Origin of the sequence: Amycolatopsis sp. La24, from assembly GCF_029087445.1 — a bacterium.
Lineage (GTDB): Bacteria > Actinomycetota > Actinomycetes > Mycobacteriales > Pseudonocardiaceae > Amycolatopsis > Amycolatopsis nivea.
In genome coordinates this window covers 20905-39458 of sequence record NZ_JARACH010000050.1, presented here as the reverse complement: position 1 = coordinate 39458, position 18554 = coordinate 20905, and the positions used below count along the sequence as shown (strand labels likewise).

Sequence of the window (18554 nt, the reverse complement as noted above, 5' to 3'; positions counted from 1 at the left end):
CATGAAAACTGCCCGGCTCACCGCCGCGATGGCGGGCGTGGTGGCCTTGACCGTGAGCGCGTGCGGGGGATCAGCGCAATCCGGGACGGACCGGACCGCGAACCAGAAACTGGTCGACGGCAAGACCTTCACCTTTGCCCTGCCGACCGATCCGGGAACGCTCGACCCGGCGATCACCGTGTTGTCGGCCGCTCGCAATCTCGACGGGTTCCTCTACGACGCCCTGATCAATCTCGACGCCAAGGGCGAGCCGGAGGCGGCGCTCGCGGAGAAGTGGGAAGCCGACACGACGACGGCGTCCTTCACTCTGCGCAAGGGCGTCACCTGCTCCGACGGCAGCCCGCTGACCGCGGCCGACGTGGCGGCGAACATCAACTTCATCGGCGACCCGGCGAACAAGTCACCGCTGGCGGGCGTCACGGTGAAGAGCGGCACCAAAGCGGTCGCCGGCGAGGGCACGGTCAAGATCACCAGCGGTGCGCCGGACGCCTTCCTGCTCCGCAACATCGCCGGCCTGCCGATCGTGTGCGCCAAGGGACTGGCCGACCGGAAGACGCTCGCCAAGGGCGAGAACGGCACCGGCATGTTCACCATGACCGAGATCGTCCCGAACGACCACTACACGCTGACCCGGCGCAAGGACTACACGTGGGGTCCCGGCCAGTTCGACCCGAAGCAGAAGGGATTGCCGGACAAGCTCACCATCCGGGTCGTCCCGAACATGACGACGATGTCGAACCTGCTGCTGTCCGGAGAGGTCAACGCCGCCTCAGTGATCGGGCAGGACCAGCAGCGGCTCAAGGCCCAGCGGTTGTACCACGCCGACATCGTCGCCCCGTTCGGCGAGCTGTTCTTCAACCAGGCACCCGGCCGGTTCGGCGCAGACCAGGCGATGCGCCGCGCGCTGACCCAGGCGATCGACCTCCCGCAGGTCGCGAAGGTGCTGACCCGCGACGGCAGCGCGCCGGTCAAGGGCATGGTCACCATCGAGCCGCGGCCGTGCGAGGGCGATTCGGTCACCGGGAAGATCCCCGGCTTCGATGTCGCCGCGGCGAAGGCGGCGCTTGACCAAGCGGGCTGGAAACCGGGACCGGACGGCATCCGCGTGAAGGACGGGAAGCGGCTCGCCCTGACCGCGATCTACGGCACGCAGGCCGGTCCGACGATGCCCCCGGGCGCGGAGTTGATGCAGCAGGGCTGGAAGGCCGTCGGCGTCGACGTCACGCTCAAGGGCCTCGACAGCCCGGGCATCAGCCAGGCGCTGTTCGCCACCGGCGAGTGGGACATCTCGATGGCTCCGCTCGGCCTCACCCTGCCCAGCCAGCTGGTGCCGTTCATTTCCGGCGGGCAGCCGCCGCAGGGCACGAACTTCGCGCACATCAAGAACCCGCAGTACAACGCGCTGGTCGCCAAGGCGGCCACCCAGGCCGGGAAGGCGGGCTGCGCGGACTGGATGGCGGCAGAATCGGCGCTGTTCGAGAAGCAGGACGTCGTGCAGTTCGCGAACTCAGTGATCTCGACCTACGGCAGCAATGCGAAGTTCGACATCGTCAACGGCTACATCAAGCCGACCACCATCCGGATGTACGCCTGATGACCGGCGCGATCGCCGTCGCGGGCCCGAAGGTCAGTCCTTGGCTGACCTTCGGCGCCCGCCGTCTCGGGCGGTTCGTGGTGTCGCTGTGGGTGCTGGTGACCATGGCGTTCCTGATGATCCAGCTGATCCCGGGCGACCCGGTGCGCGCGGCGCTCGGCCTGACCGCGCCGATCGAGCTGGTCAACGCCCGGCGTGCCGCGCTGGGGCTGGATCATCCGCTGTGGCAGCAGTACCTCGACTATTTCGGCGGGCTTTTCCGCGGCGATTTCGGCACGTCCATGCTGACCGGGCAACCGGTCGGCGACGTCATCTCGGACCGGCTTCCGGCGACGCTTCAGCTGGCGTTGCCCGCGTTCGTGGTGGTCATCGGGCTGGCGATCCCGATCGGGCTGACGTTCGCCGTGCTGACCCGCGGCGGCCGGCACCGAGGTGCCGAACTGGGGTTCACCTCGACCACTGTGCTGTTCGCCGCGATCCCGGAGTTCCTGGTCGCGGTGGCGCTGGTGGCGTTCTTCGCGGTGCAGCTCGGCTGGTTCCCGGTGGCAGGCCACGACGGCGCGGGCTCGCTCGTGCTGCCGGTCATCGCGTTGGCGCTCGGCCCGGCCTCGACGCTGTCCCGGATCGTCCGGGTGGAGACGCTTTCCGTGCTGGGCAACGATTTCGTCCGCACCGCGCGGGCGAAACGGCTTCCCGCGCGGATCGTCTACCTGCGGCACGCGCTGCCGAACGCGCTGACCGCGACCCTGACGCTCGGCGGGCTGATGCTCACCAGCCTCGTCGCGGGCACCGTGCTGGTGGAGAACGTCTTCGCCTGGCCGGGCCTCGGTTCGACGATCTCGCAGTCCATTCTGCAGAAGGATTACCCGCTGGTGCAGGGAATCGTGCTCGTGTACGGCATCGGCGTGCTGCTGGTGAACCTCATCGTGGACCTGCTGCTCGCGGTCCTCGATCCGCGTTCGACGATCCGGGAGAACTGAGATGGCGAAACGGCGCGGACAACAGTGGCTGGCCGCCGTGCGCACCCCGCTCGGCGCGTTCTCGGCCGGTCTGCTCGTGCTGGTGATCGCGGTGGCGGTGCTGGGCCCGATCCTGTGGCAGGACGCGGCTTCGGCGATCGACACGAACGCGATCGGCCAGGGCCCGTCGGCCGGCCATTTGGTCGGCACCGACGAACTGGGCCGCGACATTTTCTATCGCGTGCTGGTGGCGACCCGGCTTTCGGTGCTGCTGGCGCTGATCGCCGCGGCGCTCGGCGTCGCGACCGGCCTGGTGCTCGGCATGCTGCCCGCGGTGCTGCCGCGTCCGCTCGGCAGACTGCTGACGGCGGCGATCAACATCGCGGTCGCGTTCCCCGGGCTGCTGCTGGTGTTGTTCTTCGCGGTGATTTTCGGTGTGGGCACCCAAGGCGCGGTGATGGCGATCGGGTTCGCGGTGGCTCCGCAATTCGCCCGGCTGACCCAGACGTTGTCGGCCTCGGTGGCCGGACGGGACTTCGTGTCCGCCGCCCGGGTCACCGGAGTGGGCCGGATCCGGTTGCTGTTCCGGCACATCCTGCCGAACATCGGCGAGCCGCTGGCGGTCAACGCCACCATCGGCGCCGGTGGTTCGCTGCTGGCGTTCTCCGGCCTGTCGTTCCTCGGCATCGGTGTGCAGGCCCCGGACTACGACTGGGGACGGCTGCTCAACGAAGGTCTCAACGGCATTTACGTCAACCCGGCGGCGGCGCTCGCGCCCGGCGTGGCGGTGGTCCTCGCGGGGCTCGCGTTCAACCTGTTCGGGGAGACCGTCGCCGGAGTGATCGGGGTGCGGACCCGGTTGCCGCGGTTGACTCCTCGGGCGCTGCGGAAGTCCAAAGTGGACCAGGTTTCCGCTGACGATGCCGTGCTGGTGGTCGAAAACCTGGAAGTCGCGTTCCCCCGGCCGACGGGCTGGACGGTGCCGGTGCGCGGCGTGAGCTTCACCGTGCGCGCGGGCGAGGCGATCGGGGTGGTCGGCGAATCCGGTTCGGGCAAGAGCTTGACCGGACTCGCGGTGTCGCGGCTGATCGAATCGCCCGGTTCGGTGACCGCGGACCGGCTGGACTTCGCCGGGACGCCTGTGCTCACCACGCCGGAACGCGAATTGCGGACGCTGCTCGGGACGTCGCTGGCGATGGTGTTCCAGGACCCGATGACGTCGTTCAACCCGACCCGGCGAATCGGTCGTCAGCTCGCCGAGGTTTCGCAGCAGCACCAAGGGCTTTCGCGGGTGAAGGCGTTCGAGCGGGCGGTCGACCGGCTGCGCGCGGTACGGATTCCGGCCGCGGAACGGCGCGCGAAGCAGTACCCGCACGAGTTTTCCGGCGGCATGCGGCAACGCGCGATGATCGGCATGGGCCTGATGGGCGACCCGCGGTTGATCATCGCCGACGAACCGACGACCGCGCTGGACGTGACCGTGCAACGGCAGCTGTTGCGGTTGCTTGCGCAGACCCGCGCCGAACGGGACACCGCGATCATCCTGATCAGTCACGACATCGCGGTCGTTTCCCAGACCTGCGAACGGATTCTGGTGATGTACGCCGGACGGATCGTGGAGGATCTGCCCGCCGCCGGACCGGACATCACGCCGCGGCATCCGTACACGCAGGCGCTGCTGGCGACGACGCTCGACCTGGAGACGGACCCGGACGCACCGCTCGCGGTGATCCCCGGCCGTCCGCCGGAACCGGACCAGATGCCGTCCGGCTGCGCGTTCGCGAGCCGCTGCCCGGTGGCGACCGACCGGTGCCGCGAGGAGGACCCGGAACTGACCGTGCTCGCGCCGGAACACCGGGTGGCGTGCTGGCATCCAGATGCGGCACTGTCGGAAGAAGCAGTTGCCGCCGCTTCGGGAGGCACGAAATGACCGACCTTGACCTCCGCTGGCCAAAGTCCGTGAAGGACTCATTGAGGGAATCAGATTCCCGCAATGAGTCCTTCACGGACCATCGCGCCGGGCGGAACGAAGCAGTGGCGGGAGGGGCGGAATGAGCGAGCTGGTTTTCGATTCGGTCAGCGTCCGGTACGGCGGGCGGCGCGGGCTCACCGCGGTGGACGGCGTGTCGCTGGCCGTCCCGGCGGGCAAGGTCGTCGGGCTCGTCGGCGAATCGGGTTCGGGCAAGTCGACGCTCGCGAAGGCGGCCGTCGGATTGTCGCCGGTGAGCGCGGGACGGGTGCTGCTCGGCGGCGTGGACGTGCGGAAGCTGCCGCGCCGGCGTCCGCTGCAGATGGTGTTTCAGGATCCGTATTCCTCGCTCAACCCGAGGATGACCATCGGCGAATCGATTGCCGAAGCGATGCCGCGCGGGACGGACCGCTCGGCCGAGGTCGCCCGGTTGCTCGAACTGGTCAATCTCGATCCCGAACGGGCCGCGCATCTGCCGGGGCAGTTGTCCGGCGGGCAGCGGCAACGCGTCGCGCTCGCCCGGGCGCTCGCGGGTCAGCCGCAGGCGCTGATCGCCGACGAGATCACCTCCGCGCTCGACGTTTCGGTGCAGGGCGCGGTGCTCAACCTCGTGCGTTCCGTGCAGCGGCAGCTCGGCCTGTCGATGCTGTTCATCTCGCACAACCTCGCCGTGATCCGGTATCTCAGCGATTTCGTCGCGGTGATGTACCTCGGCCGGATCGTCGAAGCCGGACCGGCCGAACAGGTGCTCACCGATCCGCAGCATCCCTACACCCGCGACCTGCTCGACGCCGCCCCGTCGGCGCACAAGTCGCTGTTCGACCAGGAGCCCGGCGCGACCGCGGACGCGGAACCGCCGGATCCGCACCATCCGCCCGCCGGGTGCCGGTACCACCCGCGCTGCCCGGTCGGCCCGCTGGTGCGCAGCGACCGCGACATCTGCCTCCGGGCCGATCCGGCCGAGGACGCCGCGCCCCGGCGGCACGCATCGGCCTGCCATTTCCTAATCCGGCCAAAAGAAGGCCGCCCCCCACTCGGCACGTAACCGTTGCTGAGAAGCCATTAGGCCGTGGCTGTGGCCGGATTAGGAACGATCAGCACAGTGCCGAATCCGAGGGCCACGAGCCCGCGATCTCCCAAGGAGCCAGCGTATGACCCGCCGTCTCGGCATCGATGACCTCTACGACCTCGCCGCGCCCAGCCAGCCCGCGCTCTCGCCGGACGGCAGCCGGATCGCCTACGTGGTCCGGACCGCGGACCGGGAGGAGGACCGGAACGTCGACGCGCTGTGGACGGTCGGCGCCTCCTCCGGCGAAGCCCGCCAGCTCACGCGCGGCAACGCGGACGCGGCGCCGAAATGGTCCCCGGACAGCTCCCGGCTCGCGTTCCTGCGCGCCCAGGACGGCCCGCCGCAGATCTGGATCCTCCCGGCGGACGGCGGCGAGGCCGAGCAGCTCACCAAGCTGCCGCTCGGCGCGGGCGCACCGGTGTGGAGCCCGGACGGCAGCAAGATCGCGTTCTCCGCGGCGATCGATCTCGCCGCGGTCGTCGAAGCGCCGCCGGCGAACACGCCGATCGTCGCCGAGCGGCTGGACTACAAGTCCGACGGCCCCGGCCTGCTGAAGACGCTCCGCAGCCACGTGCACGTCCTCGACGTCGCGACCGGCGAAGTCCAGCAGCGCACCTCCGGCGACTGGCACGCGGGCCAGCCCGCCTGGTCGCCCGACAGCAAGCACGTCGCGTTCACCGCGGCCCTCGACGCCGACGCCGACCTCACTTTCCGTTCCGCCGCTTACGTTCTCGACGTCACCGAGCGGAACGCCGAACCGCGCCTGGTCGGCACCGACAAGGGCATGGCGGGCACGGCCGACTGGACCAAGGACGGCACGGCGCTCCTGGTGGTCGGCCGCACCGACACCGCCACCGGGCACCTCGGCCTGCTGCGCGTCCCGCTGGACGGCGGCGAGACGGTCGACCTGGCCGCCGGCCTCGACCGCAACGTGATGCCAGGCGGCCCCGGCTACCCGGGCGCGCTGCCGCAGCTGACCGAGTCGGGCGACGTCGTGGTGTTCGCGATCCGCGACCGCGGCTGCACGCATCTGTACGAAGTGGACCTTGCCGGTGGCGAGCCGCGCGCGGTGCTGACCGGCGACGGCAACGTAGTGTCCGGAATGGACTTGGTCGGCGACCGGGCCGCGATTGTGCTGGCTACCAACGATTCCTTCGGCGAGGTCGCCGTTGTCGACCGCACCACGGGCAAGGTCGACGTGCGCACGAAGCACGGCGACGCAGTGTCCGAAGCGGAATTGTTCTCCCGTGAATCGCGCGAATTCACCATCAGCGACGGCACCGTCGTGCAGGGCTGGCTCATCCGCGACACCGAACGCACCGGCGCACAGCCGCTGCTGATCGACATCCACGGCGGTCCGCACAACGCCTGGAACGGTGCCGCGGACTCGATTCACCTGTACCACCAAACCCTTGCCGCACGCGGCTGGGCAGTGCTGCTGATCAACCCGCGAGCCAGCGACGGTTACGGCGAAGCGTTCTACACCGCGGCGATCGGCGCGTGGGGCCAGGCGGACGCACCGGACTTCCTCGAACCGATCGACCAGCTCATCGCCGAAGGCCTCGCCGACCCGGACCGGCTCGCCGTGACGGGCTACAGCTACGGCGGCTTCATGACCTGCTACTTGACCAGCCGCGACGACCGTTTCGCCGCCGCGGTGGCCGGTGGCGTGGTCAGCGACCTGACCAGCCTGGCCGGGACGTCCGACGGTGGACACTTCATGGCCGTCAACGAATTCGCCGGACTCTCGTCGGGTCAATACGAGAACTCCTCCCCGCACGCGCAGGTCGAGAACGTCCGCACCCCGACGCTGATCCTGCACGGCGGCGAAGACGTGCGGTGCCCGGTCGGGCAGGCCGAGCAGTGGTTCACCGCGCTGCGCGAGCGCGACGTGCCATCCCGGCTGGTGCTGTACCCGGGCGGTGCGCATCTGTTCATTTTGGACGGTCCGCCGTCGCACCGCGTCGACTACAACCGGCGCGTGGTCGACTGGGTCGAGCAGTACGCGGGTTCGCGGGTGCCGATCGAGGCCGCGCACTGGAGCCGCCGCCTGGCTGAACTGGCGCGCAAGCACGACGTTCCCGGTGCGTCGCTGGGCATCCTGCGCGTCGACACCGGCGAGGAGGTATTCGCGACCCACGGCGTGCTGAGCAAGACGACCGAGGTCGAGGTCACCGAGGATTCGCTGTTCCAGATCGGCTCGATCTCCAAGGTGTGGACGTCGACCGTGGTGATGCAGCTCGTGGACGAGGGGCTGCTCGACCTCGACGCCCCGATCGTCGACGTGCTGCCCGAACTGCGGCTGTCCGATCCGGAGGTGACCAAGCGCGTCACCATGCGGCATCTGCTGACGCACACCAGCGGCATCGACGGCGACATCTTCACCGACACCGGCCGCGGCGACGACTGCGTCGAGAAGTTCGTCGGCTTGCTGGAGGACGCCGCGCAGAACCATCCCCTCGGCGCGACTTTCTCCTACTGCAACTCAGGTTTCGTCCTCATGGGCCGGGTGATCGAGAAGCTCACCGGGAAAACCTGGGACGCCGCGATGCGGGACAAGCTGTACACGCCGCTCGGCCTCACGCACACCGTCACGCTGCCGGAGGAAGCGCTGCTGTTCCGCGCCGCCGTCGGCCACGACGCGCCGGAGGGCGAAGAACTGGCTCCGGCTCCGGTCTGGCAGCTGCCCCGTTCGGCTGGACCGGCCGGTCTGATCACGTCGCGCACGAAGGACGTTCTCGCCTTCGCCCGCTTGCACCTCACCGGCGGCCTGACCGAGGACGGCACGCGGATCCTGTCGGCGGAATCGGCCGCGGCCATGGCGGACAAGCAGGCCGACGTCCCGGACAAGCACACCCTCGGCGATTCGTGGGGCCTCGGCTGGATTCGCGACGAGTGGGGAGGCCGCCGTGTCATCGGCCACGACGGCAACACGATCGGCCAGTCGGCGTTCCTGCGCCTGCTGCCGGACGCGGGCCTCGCGGTCACCCTGCTGACAAACGGCGGCCACGCTCGAGACCTGTACACCGAGCTGTACCGAGAAATCTTCGCCGAACTCGCCGACGTCGCCATGCCGCGCCCGCTCGAACCTCCGGCCACGCCGGTCACGGTGGACGCGAGCCGCCACGTCGGGGTGTACGAACGGGCTGGCGCGCATGTCGAGGTGGTAGAGCGCGAAGGTGGTTTGCGCGTCGTGTACACGACGACCGGACCGCTCGCGGAACTGATGCCGGAGAAGGTCCAGGAGTTCGACCTGGTGGCGGTCTCGGACACGCTGTTCCTGCTCCGCATGCCGGGTGGACAGTTCTGGACGCCGGTGCTGTTCTACACGCTGCCGACGGGGGAGCCGTACATGCACTTCGGCGCGCGGGCGACGCCGAAGGTGTCCTGAGGCTTGAGGGGCCGGGCATTCGCTGCCTGGCCCCTCAACCCTGGTCAGTCCTTGCGGCGCGCCAAGTAACGCACGAGCAGCAACACCAGACACGCCACCGCTATCCCACCGCCGATATACCGGTAAGTCGCCTCCAACCCAGCGAACTGGCCGATCGAGTTAGCAGCGGCGCCGGCGAGAAAAACCAGCCACAGCAAGGTAGTCACAACAGGGCCGCCGGCGGTGCGGCTTCGGGAAGTCTCCATGCCGAGAACACTATGCAGCGGCGAAGGGCGCAAACAGGCCGTAAGCACCCAACTTCACGGTAGCGCCTGCGCTACCTCTTCCCGTTCAGGTAGGCCAGCACCGCGAGCACCCGCCGGTGTCCGTTGTCCTCCGGCAGTCCCAGTTTCGCGAAGATGTTGCGGATGTGCTTGAGCACCGTTCCGTCGCTGACCACCAGCAGTTCCGCGATCGTGGCGTTGTTGTAGCCCTCCGCCATCAGCCCGAGCACCTCGCGTTCGCGTGCGGTCAGCGCGTCGAGCGGGTCGCGGCGGTGGGCCAGCAGCTGGGTCACCACCTCCGGGTCCATCGCCGTGCCGCCCTCGACCACCCGTTGGAGCGAATCGAGGAACTTGGCGACCTTGCCGACGCGTTCCTTGAGCAGGTACCCGACCGCGCCCTTGCCGTCCGCGAGCAGTTCCGCCGCGTAGCGGGTTTCGACGTGCGCGGAGAGCACCAGCACCGGCAGCCCGGGGTGCAGCTGCCGCGCCTGCACAGCCGCGCGCAGGCCCTCGTCGGTGTGCGTGGGAGGCAGCCGGACGTCGGTGATCACCGCGTCCGGGCGGTCCTCTCGGACGAACGCGAGGAAGTCGTCGGTGTGGTCGAAAGCGGCGGCCACCTCGATGCCCGAGGTGTCGAGCAGCAGCACCAAACCTTCTCGCAGCAGGGCGTCGTCCTCGACGATCACGACCCGCATGGCAACTCCACTTCCAGAACAGTCGGTCCACCGGGCGGACTCGTCAGCGTGACCGTCCCGTCGAAAGCTTCGGCGCGTTTCCGGATCCCGGCCAGTCCGCTGCCCTGGGATTCGTCCGCGCCGCCGCGGCCGTCGTCGCGGATTTCGATCCGCACGGTGTCGACGGTGCCGTCGAGCGTAATCGACGCGTGTTCGGCGCCCGAATGCTTGGTCACGTTCGCGAGCGTTTCGGCCACGATGAAGTACACCGCCGCCTCGACCGCGGCCGGGCGGCGCGCCGAGCTGCGAACGTCCACAGTGCACGGAACCGCGCATCGGTCGGCGAGGGCGGTGATCGCGCCGTCGAGCCCGCGGTCGGTCAGCAGCGGCGGGTGGATGCTCCGTACGACCGTGCGCAATTCGGCGAGCGCTTCGGTCGCCGCGTCCTGTGCCTTGCCGAGCAATTCCCTTGCCTTGGCTGGATTTCCCTCGAAAAGCTGATCGGCGATCCCGAGTTGCAGCACGACCGCGGACAGCCGCGCCTGCGTCCCGTCGTGCAGATCGCGTTCGAGACGGCGGAGTTCGGCGCCGTGCGCCTCCAGCGCGGCGGCGCGGGTCGCGGTCAGCTCGACGACCCGGTCGGTCAGCGAGGCGCCGGGCCGCGGGCCGAGAAGCGCCCGCGTCGCCAGGGCTTGCCAGCGAGCAAGCGGCGCGGCCCAAAAGGTGAGCGCGATCATGACGATCCCGCTGAAGATGCAGAGCGCGGCCGACGGCCACGAGTTCACCATGAATTCCAGCGAGCTCTGGATTCCGCCGGGCACCAGCCACCAGAACACGCCGGTGAGGATCTGCCGTAGTCCGCCGAGCGGCAGGCCGAACGCGAGCACCCCGACGAGGAAGCCGACCACCGCGTGCACCGCGAGCCATGCGAGATCGCGCAGGCTCGCTGGGTCACGAATGGGCGAAACGTTGGCGTACGGCTCCGCGATCGGCTCGCCGAGCCTGCGCCCGGCACGGCGGCGTTCGAACCGCAGCGGGTAGCGGAGCAGTTTCAGCGCGACCGGGAGCGCCGGAATCCCGACGCCGATCAAACACGTCGCGAGCACGATGGCCATCGCGAAAAAGAGCAGCATCGCGAGAAACGCGGTCGCGGCTCCCACCAGCAAATAGCGGAGTCCGGACCACCACGAGCGCAGCCACCTTTTCACCCGCACAGTGTCCCATTAGGACCTCCCCACCGGGCGTGGTGGTGCCTGCGCTACCCCCAAGACTCTCGCGCTCGGGATCGTTTCCGCGCCCCCGCCGCCATAGCTTCGTAGAGACAGAAATCTGCTGGTCCGAGGAGCGACACGAACATGAACACAGGCGGAACACACGCCCTGAGGCTGGAAGCGGTGCGCAAGATCTACGGCTCCGGCGACGGCGCGGTCACCGCGCTGGACGGGGTGTCGGTCGGGATCCAGCGAGGCTCGTTCACCGCGGTGATGGGGCCGTCCGGGTCCGGCAAGAGCACCTTCCTGCACTGCGCGGCCGGGCTCGACCGGCCGAGTTCGGGAAAGGTGCTGCTCGGCGAAACCGAGCTCGGCGGACTCCGCGAGCGCGCGCTCACCGAATTGCGCCGGACCCGGATCGGGTTCATTTTCCAGGCCTACAACCTGCTGCCGTCGCTGAACGTGCTGCAGAACATCACCCTGCCGATGCGCCTGGCGGGCAAGAAGCCCGACGCGCGCTGGCTGCGCGAGATCGTCGACAGCGTCGGCATCGCGAAGCGGCTCGAGCACCGCCCGGCGGAGCTGTCCGGCGGGCAGCAGCAGCGCGTCGCGATCGCCCGCGCGCTGATCACCCGGCCCGAGGTCGTGCTCGCCGACGAACCGACCGGCGCGCTCGACACCCGCACCGCGCGCCAGGTGCTCGACCTGTTGCGCACCGTGGTCGACCAGATGGGGCAGACCGTGTTGATGGTCACCCACGACCCGGTCGCCGCGTCCGCCGCGCACGGAGTGCTGTTCCTCGCCGACGGCAAGCTCGCCGGCCACCTCGCGCAGCCGACCCCCGAGCGGGTCGCGCAGCGGCTGACGCACCTCGGGGAGTGGTGACCGCCATGTGGTCGTTGGCTTGGCAGACGACGAGGGCCCGGCTGAGCGGGTTCGTCGGCGCGTTCATCGCGATTCTCTGCGGCACCGCGCTCGTCGCGGGCTGCGGCATCCTCATGGAATCCGGCCTCCGGGCCGGAGTCCCGACCGAGCGCTACGCCGACGCGTCGGTGGTGGTCGGCGGGGTGCAGACCACGAAACCGCCGGGATCGGATTTCGGCGAGTCCGAGCAGGTCACCGAACAGACCACGGTGCCGGAGACGCTGGTCAACCGGATCGCGTCGGTGCCAGGGGTGCGCCAGGCGGTGCCGGAGCAGGACTTCCCGGCGAACGTCGTGACGTCCGGCGGCAAGGTGCTCACCGGCCCGAACGGCACCCAGTCGCGCGGGCACAACTGGGACGCGGCCGTGCTGGCCCCGCTCTCCATCCGGGACGGGCACGCGCCCGAGGCGGCGAACGAGGTCGTTCTCGACGCGGAACTGGCCGCCCGCGCCGGAGTTTCGGTCGGTGGCACAGTGCGGATCTCGACCCGGTCCACGCCGATGGAGTTCCGGGTCAGCGGCATCGCCACGCCCCAGTCCGCCAGCGGGCTGAGCAGGCAGTCGGCCCTGTACTTCTCCGCCGCGCGCGCCGCCGATCTTTCCGGGAAGCCCGGGCAAGTCCACGCGATCGGCGTGCTCGCCGCTCCCGGGGTCGCGGCGGGCGATCTGGAAGACCGCGTCAACGCGGCGGTCAAGGGCGAACCCGTCACGGTGACCGCGGGGATGGAACGCAGCACGGTCGAATTCCTCGACGTGAGCCAGACCCGGATGCTGCTGTTCATCCTCGCGGGCGCGTTCGGCGGGTACGCGATCCTGGTCGCGGTGTTCGTCGTGGCGAGCACGCTGGCGCTGGTGATCAACCAGCGACGGCGGGAATTCGCGCTGCTGCGGGCGATCGCCGCCACCCCGAAGCAGATCCGCAAGCTGATCAGCGCCGAAACCATGCTGGTCGCGACGATCGCCGGGGTGCTCGGTGCGGGTCTCGGCGTGGCCGTCGGCTACGGATTGCGCAACTCCTTCGCCGCGGTCGGCGTGATCCCGCAGGACTTCGGCCTCGCGATCGGCCCGCTCCCGCTCGTCGTCGCGTTCCTGCTCGGCTTGGGCGCGGCCCGGCTGGCCGCGTGGTCGGCGGCGCGGCGTCCGTCGTCGATCCGCCCGATCGAAGCGCTCGGCGAGGCGGCCGTCGAACGCCGCGAACTCGGCCGGGCCCGCCTCGTCGTCGGCTGGGTGCTGGTGGTGCTCGGCTTCGGCGGCGCGACCATCCCGATGTACGTGACCGGACCGGGCGCGCTCGCCGCCTCCTCGATGTCCGCGCTGGTGGTCGTGATCGGGCTCTCGGTGCTCGGGCCGAAGGTGGTCGCCTTCACGACCCGAATCATCGGCCCGCTGTACTCCGGCTTCTCGCGCATCAGTGGTTACCTCGCCGCGGCGAACAACCAGGCCAACGCCCGGCGGCTCGCCTCGGCGGTGACCCCGGTGATGCTGGCGGTCGCGTTCGCGATCTCGATGTTCTACAGCCAGACGTCGTCCGCTGCCGCCACCCGGGAGCAGGCGGTCCGGTCGACGACCGCGGACCACGTCCTGACGAGCACGACCGGCGCGCTGTCCCCGGAGGTCGCCGCGGCGGCGCGGGCCATCCCCGGAGTCGCGGCGGCTACCTCGGTGATCCGCACCGACGTCGTCACCACGGTCAAGGAGGACCAGCGGCTGCGCGTCATGAAGTACCCGGCGCAGGGGCTGAACGGCGACCAGGTCCGCGGCGTGCTCGACCTCGGCGTCGTGTCCGGGAATCTGGCCGACCTGCGCGGCGACACCGTCGCGATGAGCAAGAGCGAAGCCGATTGGTACGACAAGAAAATCGGCGACGAGGTCGACTTCTGGTTCGGCGACGGCAGCCCCGCGAAGGTGAAACTGGTCGCGGTCTACACGCACAACCAGGCGTTCGGCGAGTACGTGCTGCCCGCCGACCTCGCCCGCGCGCACACCGGCGACCGGATGGACAGTTCCGTTCTGGTGCGCCAAGACCCGAACGCGGACCCGGCCGCAGTGACCGCCGCGTTGCGCGACCTCAGCGCCCGCTACCCGGGCCTCACCGTGACTCCGAGCTCCACGGTTTCCGCGCTGGAAAGCGCTTCGGCGCAGCAGCAGTTCTACCTGAACCTCGTCGCGGTCGGCGTGATCCTCGGCTACGTGGTGATCTCGGTGGCCAACACGCTGGTGATGACCACTGCGCAGCGTTCGCGGGAATTCGCCCTGCTGCGGCTGATCGGCACCACCCGGGGTCAGGTCGTGCGGATGATGCGCCTGGAAGCGTTGACGACCGCGGGCATCGCGGCGCTGATCGGCACCGTGGTGGCGGCGATTCCGTTGGCAATTCTCAACCTTGCCCTGCGCGACACTCCGCTCCCGTCCGGAACCCCCGCGGTATTCGGCGGAATCATCGCCGGAGCTTTCCTGCTCAGCCTGGTCTCGCTCGGACTGTCCACTCGGGTCACCTTGCGCGCCAAGCCCATCGACGCCATCGGCCTCCGCGAATAAGAAAGAAGAACCCATGCGCACCACCTCGCTGAAACGGCTTTCGGTGGCGGCCCTCAGCGCGGCGGGCCTGCTCCTGCCCGCCGCGGCGGACGCCTCGCCGGCTCGTTTCCTCGACCAGACCACCATTCCCGATTTGCAGCGCGCCATGGACCGCAAGCAACTGACGTCGGAACAGCTGACGCGCGGTTACCTGCGCCGGATCGAAGAACTGAACCCCAAACTGCACGCCGTCGTGCAAACCAATCCGGACGCACTGGCGGCAGCCAAGGAAAGCGACGCCCGCCGCCGGACCCACTCCTCCCGCAGCGCTCTGGAAGGAATTCCGGTTCTGCTGAAGGAAAACACTGACACCGCAGACCGGCAAACCACCACCGCCGGGTCCACCGCGATGCTCGGTTCACGCCCCGCCAAAGACGCGTTCCTGGTCCAGCGCCTGCGCGCGGCCGGGGCGATCGTGCTCGGCAAAGCGAACCTGTCGGAATGGTCGAATTTCCGCTCTGGCGGGCAAATCCCAGGCTGGAGCGGAGTCGCGGGCCAGACCCGCAATCCCTACGCACTGGACCGCAGCCCATGCGGCTCCTCGAGCGGCTCGGCAGTCGCCGCCGCAGCCGGTCTGGCGACGGTCGCCATCGGCACCGAGACCGACGGTTCGATCGTGTGCCCAGCGGCCGCGACCTCGACCGTCGGCGTGAAAACCAGCCTAGGCGTCGTGAGCCGCAGCGGCGTCGTCCCGATCACCACCCAGCACGACACCCCCGGCCCGATCGCCCGCAACGTCACCGACGCCGCACTCACCCTCGCCGTAATCACCGGTGCCGACTCCGCTGATCCCGCCTCAGTCGCCGCCGCGCCCGCGATTCCCAAGGACCTCCGCCTGGATCGCAACGCCCTGCGCGGCAAGCGAATCGGCATCTGGCGCAAGGGCCACACCGGCATCGATCAGCAGGCGGACCGCGTCTTCGAGTCCACAGTGCACACTCTGCGCTCACTGGGCGCGACGGTCGTCGAGGGTGCGGACGTCGAGGACATTTCCTGGTCAGTCAAACCGGATCTCTTCCCGGCGTTGCTGACCGAGTTCAAACACGACCTGAACGCCTACCTCAGCGCGACCCCCGGCAACCACCCGCGGAACCTGTCCGAGCTGATCGCCTACAACGACCAGCACCGCGACGCCGAAATGCCGCTGTTCGACCAAAGCCTGCTGATCGAAGCGAACAAGGCCGACGGCAACCTGACCGACCAGACCTACCGCCGCCAGCGCGCCGCCGCGACGGGCATCGCACAACGGTCGATCGACGACGTCCTTGCCTCGAAGAGCCTCGACGCAATCATCACCCTGAGCGGCTTGCCCGCTTCGCCGCTGGACCGCCCAGGCGACCCGAAGTTCTTGAGCAGCACGCGGAACACCTCCGTCGCGGGCTACCCGAACATCACCGTCCCAGCCGGTTTCGCGGGCCCGCTGCCGGTCGGGGTCTCGTTCCTGGGCGCGAAGTATCACGATGCGCAGCTGCTCAACTTCGCCTACGCGTACGAGCAGGCGTCACACGCGCGGCAGGCTCCTCGGTACCTGCCCGCCGCCTAGCCGCCGGGCTCCCGGCTGCGGGAGGAGAAGCGGCCGAGATCCGGCGCGCGCCCCAGCCGCGGCGGGCCAGGCTTGTGATGCCAGTGGTCCGTGAAGGGCTCCTTGAGGGAACCAGATTCCTTCAAGGAGCCCTTCACGGACTTCGGCGAGAGCGAGAGCCGTCCGGCACGTTTTCGTCGGCCCGTCCTCCGCAGCGCTCTGGCCGACACCGCCACTGCTCACCCTCCGCGCACCCGAGCAACCCCATCGAGGCGGCCCGACCCGCCACCGCTCTGACGAGCCCGCCGGAGCCGAGCCCGCCCGACCCGACCAGGGCCCGCCCGGCCCGAACCTGCCTGAGCCGGGCCCGCCCCCACTTGAGCCCGCCCGACCCTGGCCCGCCGAGCCGCCCCGCCCGAGCCCGCCCAACCTGAGCCCGCCCAACCCGAGCCCGCCTGAGCCAGGCCCGCCCGAACCGAGCCTGCCTGAGCCAGCCCCGCAGATGTCCCGCTGATCGGGAGCAACCCCCGCAATCCGCCCCCTGCCGCCAAACGGCCCAGCCTCCAGGCAAAACACCCCGCCGCCGTTAGCATTCCGTGACCAACCCCGAACCCGGCGTATCGAGGCCGTCAGTTTCTACCCTGGTCACCGGATTAATCGGGCACTCTCACTCATTCGGGTTAACAACTTCGCTATCTTGGACCCCGTGGTGCACGCAAAGTCACGTTCCGCTCAGCGGGCGAGCCTTCGGCTGGGCGCCGTGGCGGCTGCCACGGTGCTGGGGGCCGGGCTCGCCGGGGCCTACGTCGGCCTGCACCGGACGGCGGAGGCGGAGACGGCCAAACCGGTGTCGAACGTCGCCGTCGCGCGCAGCGCCGGCGGCAACGCGGGCAACGCCAGCAGCACAGTCAGCGGCGGCACGGGCGGCACCGGCGGCAAGTCCTCCGCGCAGCCGCCCGCGCTGCCCGATCATCCGACCCCGTTCAGCGTCAAACTGTCCTCAAAGGACATTCCGGAGAAGGGCGGCGGCGTCCGCACCGGCGGGTGCAGCGGGTCGCTGATCGCCCCGCAATGGATCGTCACCGCGGGACACTGCTTCCACGACCTCGACGGCACGCGCGTCAGCGGCAAACCCGACTACACGATGACCGCCGCGATCGGGAAGCTCACCGACTCCGATCCGCGCGGGCACGTGCTGAAGATCGTGGACACGCGCCAGTCCGCGGTGAACGACCTCGCGCTCGCCAAGCTGTCCGAGCCGGTCACCGACATCGAACCGCTCGCGCTGCCGGACGGTCCGCCGGACCCGGGGCAGCACACGACGTTCGTCGGCTGGGGTTCGCTGTCCTCGAAGGTCATCGTGCAGACCGACCACATCAAACGCGGCGACTTCCAGGTCGACGAAGTGCGCAAGAACGAGATCACCCTCGAACCGCTGAAGAAGCGCACCGTCGAGAACAGCCCGTGCCCGGACGACTCGGGTTCGCCGTTCTTCGTGCCGGTGAAGGGCAAGAACACGCTGATCGCGGTCGAGAACTTCGGGCCGGACTGCCCTCAGCCCGGCATCGAAACCGCGGCGCGCGTCGACCAGCTCGTCTCGTGGATCCGGGGCGAGATCGGCGCGTAAGCGCTCACCGGGGCAGCAGCGCCGCCAATTCCCGCGCGGCAGCACGCAAAGCGGGCACGAACTCCTCGAGTTGAGCCACGCTTAGCCGGTAAGCCGGTGCCGCGGTGGACAACGCGGCGATCGCGGTCCCGTCCGGAGTCCGGATCGGAACGCCGACCGCACGGATGCCTTCCTCGTGCTCCTCGTCAGCGATCGCGTAACCACGTTCGCGCACCGCCGCGATCTCCGTCGCGAACGCCTCGCGCGAAGTGATCGTGCGCGGGCCCGGCGCGGGCAGCTCAAGCGAAGCGACCAGTTCATCCCGGTTCGGCGCGAACGCGACCAGGCATTTCCCCATCGACGTGCAGTGCAACGGCCCGCGCGCGCCCGGTTCGCCGCGGATCTGCAGCCGCTGCGACCCCTGCACCGAGTGCACGTAAACCTGGTTGTGCCCGTCCAGCACGGCCAGCAGCGTCGGCTCGCCGGTCTCCGCGGACAGCTTCTGCATCACCGGCAGCGCGACACCGGCGAACCCGCGCGCCTGCGATACCGACTGGCCCAGCTCGAACAGCCGCAGCCCCAGCGAATACCGCTTCGACACCGGGTCATTGCGCGCGAATCCCTCGCTCTGCAAGGAGCTGAGCAATCGATGCGTGGTGCTCACCGGATACCCGGCGGCGCGCGCGAGCTCGGACAGCGGCACGCCCTCGGGGTAGCCGCCGAGCAGGGACAGCACCCGCAAAGCCTTGCCGACCATGTCCGCCATCGGACCCCCTTGACGTCCCGCGCGCGGCGA

Annotated in this window: 13 protein-coding genes; 9 read left to right on the top strand and 4 right to left on the bottom strand. The window is 69.6% G+C overall.

The genetic code is table 11. The annotated features are described in order from the left end of the window. Position 1: 1 nt before the first annotated feature. The 5 genes from PUT80_RS34080 to PUT80_RS34060 all read left to right on the top strand — a co-directional run bounded on the left by PUT80_RS34080 (position 2) and on the right by PUT80_RS34060 (position 8982). Positions 2-1594, top strand: coding sequence for an ABC transporter substrate-binding protein (locus tag PUT80_RS34080; RefSeq protein ID WP_275294585.1), 1593 nt, complete (start codon positions 2-4; stop codon positions 1592-1594). Continuing rightward, the gene (locus PUT80_RS34075; protein ID WP_275294584.1) at positions 1594-2574 is read left to right on the top strand and encodes an ABC transporter permease; all 981 of its coding nucleotides are present in this window, start codon (positions 1594-1596) and stop codon (positions 2572-2574) included. Before PUT80_RS34080 ends, PUT80_RS34075 begins: the two co-directional genes overlap by 1 nt. 1 nt (position 2575) lies before the next feature. Beyond that, positions 2576-4483, top strand: coding sequence for a dipeptide/oligopeptide/nickel ABC transporter permease/ATP-binding protein (locus PUT80_RS34070; protein WP_275294583.1), 1908 nt, complete (start codon positions 2576-2578; stop codon positions 4481-4483). Between the two features lie 121 nt (positions 4484-4604). Continuing rightward, positions 4605-5567 (top strand): ABC transporter ATP-binding protein, encoded by a 963-nt coding sequence (locus tag PUT80_RS34065; protein WP_275294582.1) that lies wholly within the window; start codon positions 4605-4607, stop codon positions 5565-5567. Positions 5568-5673: 106 nt separating this feature from the next. Further along, positions 5674-8982 carry a serine hydrolase gene (locus tag PUT80_RS34060; protein WP_275294581.1) on the top strand — a complete coding sequence of 1103 codons (3309 nt, stop codon included), beginning with the start codon at positions 5674-5676 and terminating at the stop codon, positions 8980-8982. Between the two features lie 44 nt (positions 8983-9026). Here PUT80_RS34060 and PUT80_RS34055 read toward each other — a convergent pair whose 3' ends face one another. From PUT80_RS34055 to PUT80_RS34045, 3 genes are all read right to left on the bottom strand, one after another. Beyond that, a complete protein-coding gene (locus PUT80_RS34055; protein ID WP_037820428.1) occupies positions 9027-9227 on the bottom strand; it encodes a hypothetical protein in 201 nt (66 codons plus the stop codon). A gap of 71 nt (positions 9228-9298) precedes the next feature. After that, on the bottom strand, positions 9299-9940 hold the full coding sequence (locus tag PUT80_RS34050; RefSeq protein ID WP_043836645.1) for a response regulator transcription factor: 642 nt from the start codon (positions 9938-9940) through the stop codon (positions 9299-9301). Continuing rightward, positions 9928-11127 carry a sensor histidine kinase gene (locus PUT80_RS34045; protein ID WP_167754307.1) on the bottom strand — a complete coding sequence of 400 codons (1200 nt, stop codon included), beginning with the start codon at positions 11125-11127 and terminating at the stop codon, positions 9928-9930. The genes PUT80_RS34050 and PUT80_RS34045 overlap by 13 nt, the downstream gene beginning before the upstream one ends. Before the next feature lie 147 nt (positions 11128-11274). Here PUT80_RS34045 and PUT80_RS34040 point away from each other — a divergent pair, with 147 nt between their 5' ends. The 4 genes from PUT80_RS34040 (at position 11275) to PUT80_RS34025 (ending at position 17779) form a co-directional block, all read left to right on the top strand. After that, on the top strand, positions 11275-12015 hold the full coding sequence (locus tag PUT80_RS34040; protein WP_037820432.1) for an ABC transporter ATP-binding protein: 741 nt from the start codon (positions 11275-11277) through the stop codon (positions 12013-12015). Between the two features lie 5 nt (positions 12016-12020). After that, a complete protein-coding gene (locus PUT80_RS34035; RefSeq protein ID WP_275294608.1) occupies positions 12021-14591 on the top strand; it encodes an FtsX-like permease family protein in 2571 nt (856 codons plus the stop codon). Between the two features lie 13 nt (positions 14592-14604). Next, positions 14605-16173 (top strand): amidase, encoded by a 1569-nt coding sequence (locus PUT80_RS34030; protein WP_275294580.1) that lies wholly within the window; start codon positions 14605-14607, stop codon positions 16171-16173. A gap of 739 nt (positions 16174-16912) precedes the next feature. After that, positions 16913-17779 (top strand): trypsin-like serine protease, encoded by an 867-nt coding sequence (locus tag PUT80_RS34025; RefSeq protein WP_037816828.1) that lies wholly within the window; start codon positions 16913-16915, stop codon positions 17777-17779. A gap of 4 nt (positions 17780-17783) precedes the next feature. Here the strand turns inward: PUT80_RS34025 and PUT80_RS34020 are convergent, their stop codons facing one another. Continuing rightward, positions 17784-18524, bottom strand: a complete 741-nt coding sequence (locus PUT80_RS34020; RefSeq protein WP_275294579.1) for an IclR family transcriptional regulator — start codon at positions 18522-18524, stop codon at positions 17784-17786. Between the last annotated feature and the right edge of the window lie 30 nt (positions 18525-18554).

Excerpts from the sequence above, each read along its gene's own strand:
- PUT80_RS34080 (WP_275294585.1), top strand. The coding sequence starts at position 2 with ATGAAAACTGCCCGGCTCACCGCCGCGATGGCGGGCGTGGTGGCCTTG.
- PUT80_RS34075 (WP_275294584.1), top strand. The coding sequence starts at position 1,594 with ATGACCGGCGCGATCGCCGTCGCGGGCCCGAAGGTCAGTCCTTGGCTG.
- PUT80_RS34070 (WP_275294583.1), top strand. The coding sequence starts at position 2,576 with ATGGCGAAACGGCGCGGACAACAGTGGCTGGCCGCCGTGCGCACCCCG.
- PUT80_RS34065 (WP_275294582.1), top strand. The coding sequence starts at position 4,605 with ATGAGCGAGCTGGTTTTCGATTCGGTCAGCGTCCGGTACGGCGGGCGG.
- PUT80_RS34060 (WP_275294581.1), top strand. The coding sequence starts at position 5,674 with ATGACCCGCCGTCTCGGCATCGATGACCTCTACGACCTCGCCGCGCCC.
- PUT80_RS34055 (WP_037820428.1), bottom strand. The coding sequence starts at position 9,227 with ATGGAGACTTCCCGAAGCCGCACCGCCGGCGGCCCTGTTGTGACTACC.
- PUT80_RS34050 (WP_043836645.1), bottom strand. The coding sequence starts at position 9,940 with ATGCGGGTCGTGATCGTCGAGGACGACGCCCTGCTGCGAGAAGGTTTG.
- PUT80_RS34040 (WP_037820432.1), top strand. The coding sequence starts at position 11,275 with ATGAACACAGGCGGAACACACGCCCTGAGGCTGGAAGCGGTGCGCAAG.
- PUT80_RS34035 (WP_275294608.1), top strand. The coding sequence starts at position 12,021 with ATGTGGTCGTTGGCTTGGCAGACGACGAGGGCCCGGCTGAGCGGGTTC.
- PUT80_RS34030 (WP_275294580.1), top strand. The coding sequence starts at position 14,605 with ATGCGCACCACCTCGCTGAAACGGCTTTCGGTGGCGGCCCTCAGCGCG.
- PUT80_RS34020 (WP_275294579.1), bottom strand. The coding sequence starts at position 18,524 with ATGGCGGACATGGTCGGCAAGGCTTTGCGGGTGCTGTCCCTGCTCGGC.